This is a genomic window from Nocardioides segetis (genome assembly GCF_051390595.1).
In the GTDB taxonomy this organism is placed as follows: Bacteria; Actinomycetota; Actinomycetes; order Propionibacteriales; family Nocardioidaceae; genus Nocardioides.
The window spans coordinates 70144-84603 of sequence record NZ_JBNINR010000009.1; the positions used below are offsets into that span (position 1 = coordinate 70144).

Annotated in this window: 14 protein-coding genes; 9 read left to right on the forward strand and 5 right to left on the reverse strand. The window is 71.6% G+C overall.

All coding sequences use genetic code 11. The features are described 5' to 3' along the window. Positions 1-150 precede the first annotated feature (150 nt). The 3 genes from ACPZVR_RS16555 to ACPZVR_RS16565 form a co-directional block, all read right to left on the reverse strand. On the reverse strand, positions 151-2448 hold the full coding sequence (locus tag ACPZVR_RS16555; RefSeq protein ID WP_436700709.1) for an MMPL family transporter: 2298 nt from the start codon (positions 2446-2448) through the stop codon (positions 151-153). A 162-nt stretch (positions 2449-2610) separates the two neighbouring features. Further along, a complete protein-coding gene (locus tag ACPZVR_RS16560) occupies positions 2611-3210 on the reverse strand; it encodes a TetR/AcrR family transcriptional regulator (RefSeq protein ID WP_436700710.1) in 600 nt (199 codons plus the stop codon). A 42-nt stretch (positions 3211-3252) separates the two neighbouring features. Beyond that, a complete protein-coding gene (locus ACPZVR_RS16565) occupies positions 3253-3972 on the reverse strand; it encodes an NAD(P)-dependent oxidoreductase (RefSeq protein ID WP_436700711.1) in 720 nt (239 codons plus the stop codon). Positions 3973-4016: 44 nt separating this feature from the next. Here ACPZVR_RS16565 and ACPZVR_RS16570 point away from each other — a divergent pair, with 44 nt between their 5' ends. The 3 genes from ACPZVR_RS16570 to ACPZVR_RS16580 are packed head-to-tail and all read left to right on the forward strand — an operon-like array spanning position 4017 to position 6808. Further along, on the forward strand, positions 4017-4682 hold the full coding sequence (locus tag ACPZVR_RS16570; RefSeq protein ID WP_436700712.1) for a TetR/AcrR family transcriptional regulator: 666 nt from the start codon (positions 4017-4019) through the stop codon (positions 4680-4682). Between the two features lie 52 nt (positions 4683-4734). Next, positions 4735-5232, forward strand: coding sequence for an NfeD C-terminal domain-containing protein (locus ACPZVR_RS16575; protein WP_436700713.1), 498 nt, complete (start codon positions 4735-4737; stop codon positions 5230-5232). Between the two features lie 58 nt (positions 5233-5290). Then, on the forward strand, positions 5291-6808 hold the full coding sequence (locus tag ACPZVR_RS16580) for a flotillin family protein (RefSeq protein ID WP_436700714.1): 1518 nt from the start codon (positions 5291-5293) through the stop codon (positions 6806-6808). 75 nt (positions 6809-6883) lie between these two features. Here ACPZVR_RS16580 and ACPZVR_RS16585 read toward each other — a convergent pair whose 3' ends face one another. Both ACPZVR_RS16585 and ACPZVR_RS16590 read right to left on the reverse strand, forming a co-directional pair. Then, positions 6884-7579, reverse strand: coding sequence for a response regulator transcription factor (locus ACPZVR_RS16585; protein WP_436700715.1), 696 nt, complete (start codon positions 7577-7579; stop codon positions 6884-6886). After that, a complete protein-coding gene (locus ACPZVR_RS16590; RefSeq protein WP_436700716.1) occupies positions 7576-8820 on the reverse strand; it encodes a sensor histidine kinase in 1245 nt (414 codons plus the stop codon). Before ACPZVR_RS16590 ends, ACPZVR_RS16585 begins: the two co-directional genes overlap by 4 nt. Positions 8821-8993: 173 nt before the next feature. Here ACPZVR_RS16590 and ACPZVR_RS16595 point away from each other — a divergent pair, with 173 nt between their 5' ends. The 6 genes from ACPZVR_RS16595 (at position 8994) to ACPZVR_RS16620 (ending at position 14407) form a co-directional block, all read left to right on the forward strand. Then, the gene (locus ACPZVR_RS16595) at positions 8994-9326 is read left to right on the forward strand and encodes a hypothetical protein (protein ID WP_436700717.1); all 333 of its coding nucleotides are present in this window, start codon (positions 8994-8996) and stop codon (positions 9324-9326) included. Beyond that, positions 9313-10650 carry a cytochrome P450 gene (locus ACPZVR_RS16600; protein WP_436700718.1) on the forward strand — a complete coding sequence of 446 codons (1338 nt, stop codon included), beginning with the start codon at positions 9313-9315 and terminating at the stop codon, positions 10648-10650. Before ACPZVR_RS16595 ends, ACPZVR_RS16600 begins: the two co-directional genes overlap by 14 nt. Positions 10651-10769: 119 nt before the next feature. Further along, on the forward strand, positions 10770-12269 hold the full coding sequence (locus ACPZVR_RS16605) for a fatty acid desaturase (protein WP_436700719.1): 1500 nt from the start codon (positions 10770-10772) through the stop codon (positions 12267-12269). A 4-nt stretch (positions 12270-12273) separates the two neighbouring features. Further along, on the forward strand, positions 12274-12468 hold the full coding sequence (locus ACPZVR_RS16610; RefSeq protein WP_436700720.1) for a ferredoxin: 195 nt from the start codon (positions 12274-12276) through the stop codon (positions 12466-12468). A 71-nt stretch (positions 12469-12539) separates the two neighbouring features. Beyond that, entirely contained in the window at positions 12540-13103 is a 564-nt protein-coding gene (locus tag ACPZVR_RS16615) for a TetR/AcrR family transcriptional regulator (protein WP_436700721.1), read from the forward strand. A 62-nt stretch (positions 13104-13165) separates the two neighbouring features. Further along, positions 13166-14407, forward strand: coding sequence for a M15 family metallopeptidase (locus ACPZVR_RS16620; RefSeq protein WP_436700722.1), 1242 nt, complete (start codon positions 13166-13168; stop codon positions 14405-14407). Positions 14408-14460: the final 53 nt, after the last annotated feature.

Sequence of the window (14460 nt, forward strand, 5' to 3'; positions counted from 1 at the left end):
CGGAGCTCCGCTACAGAAGTGGCGGTCCACCTACATCCCGTGATGAAGCCGCGCCGGCCAACCGCCCGCGCCATTCCCGGAAGCCACCGACCCGGCGCGTTCAAACGCGCCGGGTCGGTGGCTGTGCGGTGTTCAGATGCGACGGGTCGGTCAGACGCCGGCCAGCTGCTTGTCCTCGTCGAGGTCGTCGTCGCTGACGTGGACCGGGGCCGAGTCCCGCTCGAGCGACTCGCCCTCCACGTCGACGTTCGGCAGGATCCGGTCCAGCCAGGCCGGCAGCCACCAGGCCTTGTCGCCGAGCAGGTAGAGCACCGACGGGATGAGCACCATCCGGACGATGAAGGCGTCGAAGACGATCGAGGCGGCGAGCGCGAAGCCCATCGACTTGACCACGGCGTCGTCCTCGAGGATGAACCCGGAGAACACCGCGATCATGATCGAGGCCGCGGCGGTGACGACCCGGGCGCTGTTGCGGAAGCCGTCGACGACGGCCTCGTGCATCGGCAGCCCGTGGACGTGCGCCTCGCGCATCCGGGTCACCAGGAACACCTGGTAGTCCATCGCCAGGCCGAACACCACGCCGATCAGGAAGATCGGCATGAAGCTCACGATCGGCTGGCCCTCGAACAGGCCGAGCGCGCCCTCCTGGAAGATCGCGACCGTCGCCCCGAGCGTGGCCAGCACCGAGAGCAGGAAGCCCAGGGTGGCGGTCAGCGGCACCAGGATCGAGCGGAACACCAGCACCAGCAGGATGAACGCGAGGCCGATGACCACCGCGAGGTAGACCGGCAGTGCCCCGTTGAGGCGGTCCGAGACGTCGGTCGTGATCGCGGTCAGGCCGGTGACGCCGACGACGGTGTCCGTCCGGTCCTCGATCGCGCCCTGGCCGTCGCGCAGCGCCTCGAGCAGGTCGAGGGTCTCGGGCTCGTCGGGGCCGGAGGAGGGCACGATCTGGATCATCGCGCCGGTGCCGGTCCCCGTCGGGGCGCCGTCCTCCCCGAGCGGGGCGTTGGTGGCGACCAGGTCGGCGCTCTCGACGTCGTCCTGGCCCGCGGCCCAGGCCACGACCTCGTCGAAGGCGGCCTGCCGGCTCTCGTCGTTCGCGATGTCGCGACCGTCGACCACCACCAGCAGCGGACCCTCGCGACCCGGGCCGAAGGCCTCGGTCATCAGGTCCGACGCCTGGCGCTGCGTGGTGTCGGTCGGCGCGGTGCTGTCGGTCGGGAACGCGAGGTACATCTGCGTGATCGGCGCGGCCAGCGCACCGAGCAGGACGACGACACCGAGCACCCAGGCGACCGGCGCCTTGGCCAGCATGCGCGCCCAGCGGACGCCGTTGTTGTCGATCCGGCCGTGCTCGTCCCGCTTCGGGTCGTAGCGACGGACCCGGCCGGCGAAGGCCTTCGACTTCGTCAGGCCGAGCAGCGCGGGCAGCAGGGTCAGTGCGACCAGCACCGCGATCAGCACGGTCGCCGCGGCCGCCAGACCCATGGCGGTGAGGAACGGGATCTGGACGACGGCCAGCGCGGACAGGGCGATGAGCACGGTCAGGCCGGCGAAGACGACCGCCGAGCCCGCCGTACCGACGGCGATGCCGGCCGCGTGGGCGCGGTCGTCGGTGTGGTGCAGCTCGGTGCGGTAGCGGGCCAGGATGAACAGGGTGTAGTCGATGCCCACCGCGAGGCCGATCATCGTGGCCAGCATCGGGGTGCTGGAGCCGATGTCCATGACCGCCGTCATCGCGGTGATGCCGACCATGCCGAGGCCGACACCGAAGACCGCGTTGAGCAGCGGCATGCCGGCGGCCATCAGCGAGCCGAAGGTGAGCACGAGGACGATCAGGGCGATGCCGAGGCCGATCAGCTCGGCGGTGCCGCCGGGCGGGGCCATCACGGCCATGCCGGGACCGTTGGCCTCGGCGATCAGGCCGGTCTCATCGGTGGTGTCGCTGAGCAGGTCCTCGAGCTCCTCGACCGACGTGGTCTTCAGGTCGGCCGGCGAGTCGACGTCCCACTCGAACGTCATCGTGCCGATCCGGCCGTCGTCGGAGAGGGTCGCGAACGCCGCGGGCATGCCCTCGGGCGCCGCGGCGGGGGCGACGAGGCCCGGGTTCTCGGCGCCGGTCTGCGGCAGCGAGGGCACCTTCTCGATCAGCTGCTGGATCGCGGCCTGGTAGCGCGGCTCCTCAAGGGTGTGGCCCTCGGGCGCCGCGACCACGACGTTGACCGACGCGTCGTCGAACGCGTCGCCCGACTCGGGGAACAGCTCCTGCTGGATGTCGGCCGCCTTCTCCGAGGGGATGCCCGGGATGGAGAAGGAGTCGGTCATCGGCTTGGAGAAGGCGGCGGCGAGGCTGCCGACGATGACGGCGAGCAGCAGCCATCCGGCGATGAAGAACGGCCACCGCCGATAGGCGGTCGAGCCGATGCGGTAGAGCAGGCGGGCCATGTCAGGTCTCCTGGTGGGACGGACTGCGACCGGGGTCTCCGGCGCAGGTCGGGGTGAGGGAAGGGTGCTGCTGGTGGAGCGGGTGAGTCGGGTGAGTCGGCGGATCAGGCGGATCAGGCGGATCGGGCGGATCGGGCGGATCAGGCGGCGGGCGGACGGGAGTCAGGCGAGAGCGCTGCGGGCGTCGGCGATCGTCGCGTCGAAGTGCTCGGCGAAGGTCCGGCTCGGATCCTCGGCGATCCGGTCCAGGGCGTTGTCGAAGAAGGAGAGCAGCAGCTTGAGCAGCAGCCGGGACTGCTGCGGCGGGAAGTCGTCGCCCTCCCGCTGGCGCACGCACTCCACGAAGCCGCTCGCCGCCTCCTCGAGGCGGGTGTGGACCAGGGCGAGCAAGCGGGTGTCGGTGATGACCGCGTCGCGGAGCAGCGAGATCAGCTGCTCGTCGCCGCGGTCGCGGACCGCCTCGTGCGCGAGGGCGATCAGGTCGTCGAAGAGCCGTCCGGTCGGTCCTCCCGCGACGAAGGCGTCCACCTTCGCCGGGTCCACCTCGATGCCGGGCCCGAGGACGATGTCGGCCTTGCCGTCGAAGTAGTTGAACACGGTCCGGCGCGACACGTCGGCCGCCACCGCGAGGTCGTCGATCGTCCAGCCGTCGAAGCCCTTCTCGAGCGTCAGCCGCAGGCCGCACTGCTGGAGCCGGAGCGCGGTCTGGATGCGCTTCGCCTCACGGCGGTTGGGACTGCACAGCTCGGGCATGGAGTGCATCTTTGCACTTCCTGCGTCGCTGGTGCAACTTTGTGACGACCGTCACGCCGCGCGGTGACGTCGGGCGGACTCGCTCCGGCAGCCGACGATCGCGGGCGCCTCCCCGACCAGCTCCTCGTCGTCGAGGGCCGCGACCATGAACAGCGCGAAGTCGGTACGGCGGGTCAGGTTGCTCTCCAGCAGGGGATCGCCGACGTGGCGGGCCCAGACCGGGAGCCCCTCGGACGGCCCCTCCTCCAGGTCACTGCCCCGGACCAGGGTCCAGCGGGTGTCGCTGGCGAAGATGCGCCGACCCGCCTCGACCTGGTCGTCGATGTCGGCGAACCGGATCAGTCGCGCGACGATCGTGACCGCGCGGACCGTCGCGCGGAACCGGCGGGAGTAGCGATCCCGCGCGTCACGCGCGACGTGCCAGCCGCAGCAGAAGACCAGGCGGGCACCGGGCTCGGCGTGGTCGAGCACGGCCTGGGCGGTGCCACTGGCATAGCCGCGCACGCCGAACGGGACCAGGACCGTGAGTACGCCGTCGCAGCCCGCGACGGCGCGGGCGATCACGGACCGGTCGTCTGTCGCTCCCGCCACGATCGTGATCCGGTCGGCGACGTGGGCCAGCTTGCCGACGCTCTTCTCGCGGCACACCGCCACCACGTCGTACCCCCGATCGAGGCAGTGCTGGACGAGATAGCGGCCGAGCTTCCCGGAGCCGCCGACGATGCAGATCCGCCGGGTCGCGGTGCCGTCCTCAGAATCCACCTTACGCATGTAAGGAGAGTAGACCCCGGCCTTACGGCTGTAAAGTGCCGGCCATGGCCGGCTCCCGCACCCCCCTCACCCCCGAGCGCATCGTCGCGGCGGCGGTCACGGTCGCCGACCGCAGCGGCATCGGCGCGGTGAGCATGCGCAACGTGGGCAAGGAGCTGGGCGTCGAGGCGATGTCGCTGTACCACCACATCGCCAACAAGGAGGCGTTGCTCGACGCCCTCGTGGACTGGGTGTTCGACGGCATCGACCTGCCCGAGGACGACGAGCCCTGGCGCGCGGCGATCCGCCGCCGCTCGGTCTCGGCCCGCGCCCGGCTGGCCGCGCACCCCTGGGGCGTCGGCCTGATCGAGTCCCGCCGCGCGCCGGGGGCTGCGCTGCTCCGGCACCTCGACACCGTCCTCGGCGCGCTGCGCCGCGGCGGCTTCTCCCTCGCCGACGCCGCCCATGCCTTCTCGGTCGTCGACGCCTATGTCTACGGCTTCGTGATCACGGAGGTGAACCTGCCCTTCCAGGCGCCGGACGAGGTCGAGGCCGTGGCCGCCGGGATCGCGGAGGCGATGCCCGACGGCGCCTATCCGCATCTCGCCGAGCTGATCGCCGACCACGCGCTGCTGCCCGACTACGACTACCGCGAGGAGTTCGCCTTCGGCCTCGACCTGATCCTCGACGGCCTGGCCCGTCTGGTCGACGGCGACGGATCCGCGGTTTGACGCACGGCCCGCCGGATACGATCCAGGACCCGTCCCCTTCCCCGGAGCATCCGTGACCGTCTTCCTCGTCCTCGGCATCGCCGGGCTCGTCCTGCTCGCGGTGTCCCTGCTCGCGGGCGACCTCCTCGACGGCATGTTCGACGCCCTCGAGGCCGACTGGATCTCCTCCGCCGTCATCGGCGGCTTCGTCTCCGCCTTCGGGTTCGGCGGCGCGGCCTCCGACGGGGCCGGACTGCCGCTTCCGGTCTCGCTCGCCATTGGCGCGGGCAGCGGCCTGGTCGTCGGCTGGTTCGCCTGGTGGCTGACGCGCCTGCTCAAGGACGGCCCCAGCGACGGCACCGTGTCGATCAGCGACAGCGTCGGACGAGTCGCGACGGTCGTCACCGACATCCCCGGTGAGGGGTACGGCGTCGTGCGGGTCGTCGTCGGGGGACACCCGATGCGCCTCAACGCCTCCGCCCTCCAGCCCATCGAGGCCGGCACCGAGGTCAACGTGACCGGCGTGCTGTCCCCGACCGCCGTGAGCGTCACCGAGATCTGGCGGCCGTGACCCGCGGCCTCCCCGCTCCTGCCTCTCCCATCCCCTCCGAAGAACGGAAGTCATCGCTGTGAACACCGATGTCCTGGTGCCGATCGCCGGCATCGTCGTCCTATTCGTCCTGCTGGTGCTGCTGGTCACCAGCCGCTACAAGGTGGCCGGACCCAACCAGGCGTTCATCATCACCGGCCGCAAGGGCAAGGCGGTGATCAACCCGGAGACCGGGGAGCTCACCACCGACCTCTCCGGCCAGAAGGTCGTGCTCGGCGGCGGCGTCTTCGTGATCCCGTTCGTGCAGAAGCAGGCCACGATGGACCTGTCCAGCCGCCGGATCTCCGTGCAGATCCGCGGTGCCGTGTCCGGGCAGGGCATCAAGCTCAACCTCGACGGCGTCGCGATCGTCAAGGTCGGCGGCAACGCCGACCAGATCCGCCTGGCCGCGCAGCGCTTCCTCTCGCAGCAGGCCGACATCGAGCCGTTCACCCAGGAGGTGCTCGCCGGCGCGCTCCGCTCGATCGTCGGTGGCCTGACCGTCGAGCAGATCATCCGCGACCGCGCCGCCTTCGCGCAGCGGGTCGCCGACGAGTCGGAGTCCTCGCTGACCGGCCAGGGCCTGATCCTCGACGCCTTCCAGATCCAGGACGTGACCGACGACGGCACCTACCTCGCCGACCTCGGTCGGCCCGAGGCCGCGCGCATCCAGCAGGCCGCGGCCATCGCCGAGGCCAACGCCCGGCAGGCGGCCGAGCAGGCTCAGATCGCCGCCGAGCAGGAGATCGCGATCGCCCAGCGCACGCTCGCGCTGAAGCAGGCCGAGATCAAGGCCGAGACCGACGCCGCCTCTGCGCAGGCGGCCGCCTCCGGTCCGCTGGCCCAGGCCGAGCGCGACCAGGCGATCCTCGCCGAGCAGGAGAAGGTCGCCGTCCAGCAGGCCGCGCTGACCGAGCGCCAGCTCGAGACCCAGGTCCGCAAGCCCGCCGACGCCGAGCGCTACCGCGTCGAGCAGGAGGCCGAGGCGCGGCGTACCGCCGAGATCGCGGGCGCCGACGCCCGCAAGGCCGCGACCATCGCCGCCGCGCAGGCGAAGGCGGAGGAGACCAAGCTCAGTGGTGAGGCCGAGAAGGCCCGGCGCGCGGCGCTCGCCGAGGCCGAGGCGATCGAGGGTCTCAAGCGCGGTGAGGCCGAGAAGGGTCGCCGTCTGGCCGAGGCCGACGCCACCCGGGCCGAGGGTGAGGCGCAGGCCGCGGCGACGCTTGCGATCGGGCAGGCCGAGGCGGAGGCGATGGACAAGCGCGCCGAGGCGTTCGCCCACTACAACGACGCGGCGGTGCTGCAGATGCTGATCGAGGTGCTCCCGCAGATCGCCAAGGAGGTCGCCGCCCCCATCAGCGCGATCGACCAGCTCACCGTCCTCTCCACCGACGGCGCCGGCGCGCTGCCCAAGCAGGTCACCGACAACGTCACCCAGACCCTGCAGATGCTGAAGACCTCGACCGGCCTCGACCTGGAGTCGCTGATCAAGAAGTCGGTCGGCAAGGCCGCCGACGGCACGGTCGCGGGCGAGCTGGACGACTCCGCCCCGGCCTGATCTCGTCGCGGTTCAACTACCGGAATTGTCGTCCAGCCCGCGTCAGCGCGACAAATTCGGTAGTTGAACCGTCGCTCAGGGGCGCTGGGGAGCGACCAGCCCGTGGTCGTAGGCGTACACGATGGCGGCCGGTCGGTCCCGTAGGCCGAGCTTGGTGAAGATCCGGCCGACGTGGCTCTTCACGGTGAGCTCGGAGATGACCAGCTCGGCGGCGATCTCGCCGTTGCTACGCCCCAGCGCCATCGCCCGGAGGACCTCCAGTTCACGGGCCGTCAACGGGTCGACCGCCCCGGGGGCCACCGTGACCGGAGCGGGGGCGAAGCTGCGGAAGCGGTCGAGGACCCGGCCGGTGACCGCCGGGTCGAGCCAGCTGCCGCCCTGGGCGACCGTGCGCACCGCGCGGATCAGGTCGTCGGCCGAGGAGTCCTTGAGCAGGAAGCCCGCCGCGCCCGCGCGCAGCGCGCCGGACAGCATCTCGTCGTCGTCGAAGGTCGTCAGCACCAGCACCGGCGGGCCGTCGGACTCGACGACCGCCCGGGTGGCGGTGATCCCGTCGACGCGGCGCATCCGCAGGTCCATCACGACCACGTCCACCCCCGCGGGCCCGAGACCGCCGAGGACGCCGGGCACCTCGCCGCCGTCGGCGCACTCCGCGACGATCTCGAAGCCGTCGCGCCGGCGCAGGATCCGGCGCAGTCCGGAGCGCACCAGCTCCTGGTCGTCGACGAGCACGACCCGCAGCACGGGGTCGGTCCGGGACGGGCCGCTCATGCGGTCTCCGCCTTCCACAGGGTGTGCCCGCAGGGCAGTTCGAGGCCGGGCCGCGCCGGCCCGCCCAGTCGTACGTCGACGACCCACTCGCCGCCCGCGGGCCCGGCGTCGAGCCGGGCGCCGAGCTGGGCCGCCCGGGCCTGCATGCCGGCCAGGCCCGAGCCCAGTCCGTCGGGGCGGCGCCGCCCGGCGGGCAGCGGGTTCGTGATCCGGAGCCGGGCCCGGGCCCCGGTGACCGAGAACCGCACCCGCACCCGCGCGTCGGCGCCGGCATGCTTGACCACATTGGCCAGCGACTCCTGCGCGATCCGGTAGAGGCCGAGCCCGGCGGCGGCCGGCAGCGCGGCGGGATCACCCTGCTCGTCGTACTCCACGGCGAGGCCGGCGTCGGCCATCTCCCGCACCAGCGCGGCGATGTCGCCGCCGGTGGGCAGGGCGTGGCGCTCGGCCGCGCCGTCGGCCAGGGCGCTCACGGCGCGCCGGATGTCGCCCATGGCGCGCCGGCCGACCTGCTCGGCGTCGGCGAGCGCGGCGTCGACCTCGGCGACCGCGTCCGCGGTGTCCTCCGGCCCCGACGCCTCGCGTACGTCGCGCAGCGCGTGCCGGGCGCCGGTGATCTGGAGCAGCGAGACGCTCAGCGAGTGGGCGACGAGGTCGTGGATCTCGCGGGCGATCCGCTCCCGCTCGGCCGTCGTCGCGCGGTCCCAGGCCTGCTCACGGGCCCGCCGCTCGGCGATCAGGGCCCGCATCTGCCACAGCAGCATCGCGCCGATGACGAAGCCCAGGACCAGCTCGAAGGTGTAGAGCGGCGCACCGGTGAGCCCGGGGCGGACGGCCGCACCGATCAGCACCAGCTGGCCGACCGCGGCGACCGCGAGACCCTCGCGCAGCCCGTCGCGGGCGGTGATCTCGGCGGTGGCGAGGGCGAGGAGGGCGGGCGCCAGGTCGAGGACGCCCTCCGGCGGGCGGGAGAGCAGCAGTGCCGCCGCCACGACGCTGCCCGCGCTGTCGGCCCACCACGGCAGCCAGCGGTGCGTGCGGAACTGGATGAGCGGCGAGACCATCACCAGCGGCAGGCAGATCAGCAGCGGGTCGAGCGGCCAGAGCGCGTCGCGCAGGGCGAGGCTGACGACCACCGAGGTCACCTGCCCGAGGTGGGACGCCAGGGGCACCCACCAGGGGTAGAGGATCTGGTGCCGGTCGAGGTTCTCCTCGATCCCGGCGCGCAGCCAGCGCAGCATGACCACCAGCGTAGGGAGCGCGCGGCGGCCGGTCATCCCGCGGCGGGAGGTCGGCCGGCTCCTCCCCTGGTAGGAGTCCGGGTGCCTGCCGTCGGCCGATGCCCGGCGCGGGCCCGGCCGCCTACGGTCGACCCATCACCTCGCACCCCACGACAGAGAGGTCGGTGAGGACGATGACCTGGACCGAGACCCATCGCCGCTGGCAGGCGCTGCGGGCCGTCGAGCAGGAGCTGGGTGCGGCCGATCGGCCCGAGCTGCCCTGGACCGCCGAGCTCGCCGAGCTGTTCGGCGACCGCGACGGCCTGCGGGCCGCCCTGCGCTACCGCTGGCGCCTCGCCGTCAGCACCCAGCTCGACACCCACCTCCCGGAGCGGGTGCTCGAGGAGCAGCGCCGGCGGCTGGCCGAGCGCGCCCGCGGGGTCCTGCGCGTGTTGGACGAGTCCGAGCGGCAGGCGCTGGACACGGGCTCCGGCGAGGGGTTGGGTACGTCGCATGCGGTCGCCTGATCTCGCGCGCTCGGTCGACCTGCCGCGCTCCTTCGCCTCCTGGGTGCTGGCGCACGGCCTCCAGCGCGCGCTCATCCAGCGGGGCGCCCGCCGGGGCGACCTGATCAGCCGGATGGTGATGGACCCGGGCCTGCGGGTGGATCCCTTCCCGGCGTACGAGCAGCTGCGCGCCCGTGGCCGGATCGCCGCCAACGACCTGATCTCCGCGAGCGTCGACCACGCGGTGTGCAACGAGGTGCTGCGCAGCGACGCGTTCGGCACCGCCGGTGGCCAAGGCGAGCTGCCGAAGCCGCTGCAGTGGCTCCACCACAAGGTGATCGACCCCGACACACTGGGCCCGGTGGACCCGCCGTCGATGCTGGCGGTCGACCCGCCGCTGCACACGCGCTACCGCAAGCAGGTCGCTCGCGCCTTCACCGCCCGCAAGGTCGGCCGGATGGGCGACCGGGTCGACGCCGTCGCCCGCGAGCTGCTCGACGAGCTGGCCGGGGCCGATGACTTCGACCTCATCGAGAGCTACGCCTCGCAGCTGCCGGTCACCGTGATCGCCGACCTGCTCGGCGTACCCGAGCAGGACCGGGGCCGCCTCCTCGCGCTCGGCAACGAGGCCGCGGTGACCCTCGATCCCGGTCTCTCCTGGCGCGAGTTCCGCCGGGCGGAGCGGGCGCTGCGCGAGATGCACACCTGGTTCCGCGGCCACGTCGAGCGGATCACGGCCGAGCCGGGCGACGACCTGATCAGCCAGCTCACGCTGCTCGAGGGGGAGGACCGCCTCGACCCGGTCGAGCTGCACCAGGTCGGCCTGCTGGTGCTGGCGGCGGGCTTCGAGACCACGGTGAACCTCATCGGCAACGCCGTCGCGCTGCTCGACGAGCACCCCGACCAGCTGCGCTGGCTGCGGGAGAACCCCGACGGCTGGGGCAACGCGGTCGACGAGGTGCTGCGCCACCAGTCGCCGGTCCAGCTGACCCTGCGGATCGCGCTGCGCGAGACCGAGGTGGCCGGCAAGACGTTCGAGCCCGGCCACGGGATCCTGCTCTACCTCGGCGGCGCGAACCGCGACCCCGCGGTCTTCACCGATCCGGCGGCCTTCGACGTCACCCGGCCGAACGCCGACCAGCACCTGGGGTTCTCGGCCGGCGTGCACTTCTGCCTCGGAGCCAGCCTGGCGCGGCTCGAGACCGCCGTCGCGCTGCGCGCGCTCTACGAGCGCTTCCCCGATCTCCACGTCGCCGGCCGGGCCGAGCGTCGCGGCACGCGGGTGCTGCGGGGGTTCGAGCGGCTGCCGGTGCGGGCGCTGCAGGAATCGCCGGTCGACCGGTGATTCCCGCCCGACAGGTGTGACGCCGACCACTTTACAACTCACGCCCCCTTGTCAAACTGCTTTACAAGTCCTACCGTCGTGTCAAACGGCAGTGATGCCGATCACGAGGAGGCAGGACGATGACCGGACCGACCGTGGGCGCCACCGTTCCCGAGGGCTCGACCGAGCGGTGGAAGGACAAGAAGCGCTATCTGTGGCTGCTGGGACTGCTGATCCCGGGCTTCGCCATCATCGCGTTCGTCGTGTACGCCGAGCTCGGCTGGCAGTGGGTGCTGTGGATCGGTCCGATCCTGGTCTTCGGCATCATCCCGATCCTCGACCTGCTCGCCGGGCTCGATCCGACCAACCCGCCCGACGACGTGATCGAGGAGCTCGAGAACGACAAGTACTACCGGTGGGTCGTCTTCATGTACCTGCCGATCCAGTACCTCGCGTTCTTCGGCGTGATGGCCATGGTCGTCGACATCAACCCGATCGCGGCCACCGCCGACCTCGTCGGCATCAAGGACTGGCTGGCGTCGACCCTCAGCGCCGACCTGGTGCGTGACTTCGACCTGTCGGTCGTGGACAAGATCGGCATCGCCATCTCGCTCGGCATGATCAGCGGCATCGGCATCAACACCGCGCACGAGCTGGGCCACAAGAAGGAGTCGGTCGAGCGCTGGCTCTCGAAGATCGCGCTCGCGCCGTCGTTCTACGGCCACTTCTACATCGAGCACAACCGCGGCCACCACGTCCGGGTCGCGACGCCCGAGGATCCGGCGTCCAGCCGGCTCGGCGAGAGCTTCTACACCTTCTGGTTCCGCACGGTCTCGGGCTCGCTGAAGAGCGCCTGGAGCCTGGAGGCGAAGCGCTACCAGCGCAAGAAGACGCACCCCTTCCACCTCGGCAACGACGTCCTCAACGCCTGGCTGATGTCGCTGGTCCTCTTCGGTGCGGTGATCGCGCTCTTCGGTCCGGCGACCATCCCCTACCTGCTCATCCAGATGGTGCTCGGCTTCTCCCTGCTGGAGATCGTCAACTACCTCGAGCACTACGGCATGAAGCGGCAGAAGGTCGGCGAGAAGCAGCGCTACGAGCGAGTCCTGCCCATGCACTCGTGGAACTCCAACAACATCGTGACCAACGTCTTCCTCTACCACCTGCAGCGCCACAGCGACCACCACGCCAACCCGACCCGGCGCTACCAGACGCTGCGCGACTTCAAGGAGTCCCCCGCCCTGCCGACCGGGTACGCCGGCATGATCGACCTCGCCCTCATCCCGCCGCTGTGGCGCCGGGTGATGGACCGCCGGGTCGTCGACCATCTCGACGGCGACGTCACGCTCGCCAACATCAAGCCGGGCAAGGAGGCGGCGTACCTCGCGAAGTTCCCGCCGCCGGACCAGCACCGGCTCAAGACCGACGACCTGTTCGCGCAGCAGTACGTCGGCGAGGTGCTCGCCGCGCGCTGCCCGGGCTGCGGCTATGTCTACGAGGTCGCCGCGGGCGACGAGCACGAGGGCTTCGCCGCGGGCACGGCCTGGGCCGACATCCCGGACGACTGGTGCTGCCCCGACTGCGGCGTTCGCGAGAAGATCGACTTCATCCCCTTCGACCCCGAGAAGATCGGAGCCTAGTGCCGTGAAGATCTCCGTCGACATCGACAAGTGCGAGGGCCTCGGCATGTGCGAGGCGATGGCCAACGACTACTTCGAGGTGGACGAGGACGAGGACAAGGTCGTCATCCTCGACGAGACGCCGCCCGAGGACGACCGGGCCCACGTGTACGCCGCGGTGCAGGCCTGCCCGGTGCTCGCGCTGACGCTCGAGGGGTGAGTCGGGCCGCGATGTCCCTCCTCGCCGAGCGGTCGCGAGCGCTGGTGGAGCGGGTGGCTACGCTGACCGGCGTGGCCACCCCGACCCTGCGCGACCGCCTGATCGAGGCGGCGGTGGGGCTCACCACCACGGTCGGGTGGGCGAAGGTGACGATGGCGCGCCTGGCCGACGAGGTCGGCGTCAGCCGGCAGACCGTCTACAACGAGATCGGCACCAAGAGCGACCTCGCCGAGGCGATGGTGCTGCGCGAGCTCGACCGCTTCCTCGCCGGCGTGACCCGCTCCTTCGACGAGAACCCCGACGACCTGATCGCCGCGATCCGCGACTCGGCGCGCCGCGTGCTCAAGTACGCCGAGGACAACGCCCTCCTGCACGCCGTCGTCTCCGCCACCCACGGCGCCGACACCGAGCTGCTCCCGCTGCTGACCACCCACGCCGACCACCTCCTGGAGGGCGCCAAGCTCGTCGTCGCCGACCGCGTGGCGGCGTACGACGTGAAGCTCGCTCCGGACCGGCTCGAGGCGAGCATCGACATGGTGGTGCGGCTGGTGCTCAGCCACGTCATGCAGCCCTCCGCCGCGCCGGCGCGCACCGCCGACGACATCGCCTGGATCGCCGAACACGTCCTGCGTTGAGGGGCGAGGTACTACCCTCGCCTCGGGAGGACTGCCGGGCGGACCGGCGGAGGGAAGGGACCATGGGGTTGGTGCGACGCGCCCTGGGGGCCCGATCGACGGTCGGGATCGCGGCCGGTGCTGCCCTCCTCGCGCTCACCGCCTGCGGCTCCGCGGAGAAGGGCGCCGAGAAGGAGACGAAGGCCGACCCCAGCGAGGCGGCGGCCAGCACCTCCGCCGCGCCGACCGCGGCCGTCGCCGACCCCGAGCACGCGGTCGACCCGCCGGGCGCCTTCGACGGCAAGCAGTACGGCGACGACCTGCTCCTCGTCGCCGAGGACACCATCTCGGCGGAGGACCTCGCCACCATCACCGGGGTCACCGTGCGGGGCAAGCCCGGCGTGGCGGCGTATACGCAGCTCTCCTACGGCCAGTTCTCGGTGGAGAACAAGCTCTTCAACATCGCCGCCGTCGACCCCGGTGAGTACCGGCGCTTCACCGGCCCCGACGCGGCCCCGTTCCAGCCGCAGTGGGACCGGGTGGCGGGCGGCGAGATCGCGGTCGCCGACCGGCTGCAGCAGGACCTGCCGATCGACGGCGACGGCTACCTCGACGTCGAGGAGCGCAAGATCCACGTCGGCTCGTGGTCACCCGGCGGGGTCGACGGCATCGACGCCGTCGTCAACAGCAGGTGGGGCGAGGAGCTCGGGCTGCCCGAGGACAACGCGGTGCTGATCAACACCGGCATCTCCTCGCCGCAGGTGGTGCGGGAGAAGATCGAGAAGGCCTTCGGAGCGACCCGCTTCTCCATCAACGCCCTCGACATCGTCGCCCAGAGCGGCATCGACCCCGGCACCTATCAGCAGGCGATCCCCGTCGGCGCGTTCAGCGACGCCGTCGGCGTCTTCCGCTACACGCCGATCGGCGGCGGCCGGATCGCGCCCGACCCGGCGTGGGTGGAGGCCCACATCGTGACCGAGGCGGTGCCGATCCTCGGCACGGTCACCTGCAACAAGTACATGATGCCGCAGCTCAAGGCGGCCCTCGGCGAGATCCAGGCCAGCGGCCTGGGCGACAAGATCGACCCGCGCCAGTACGCCGGCTGCTACTACCCGCGTTTCATCGCCGGCTCGACGCAGCTGTCCAACCACTCCTTCGGCCTGGCCCTCGACCTCAACGTGCCCGGCAACCAGCGCGGCACCGTCGGCCAGATGGACCGGGTCGTGGTCGCGATCTTCAAGAAGTGGGGCTTCGCCTGGGGCGGTGACTGGGCCTACACCGACCCGATGCACTTCGAGCTGGCCCGCATCGTCAATCCGGGCTAGAGATCTCCGCCCCGTTCGATAGTCCCTGCCCAAAAGCACCGTTTCGCATCGAA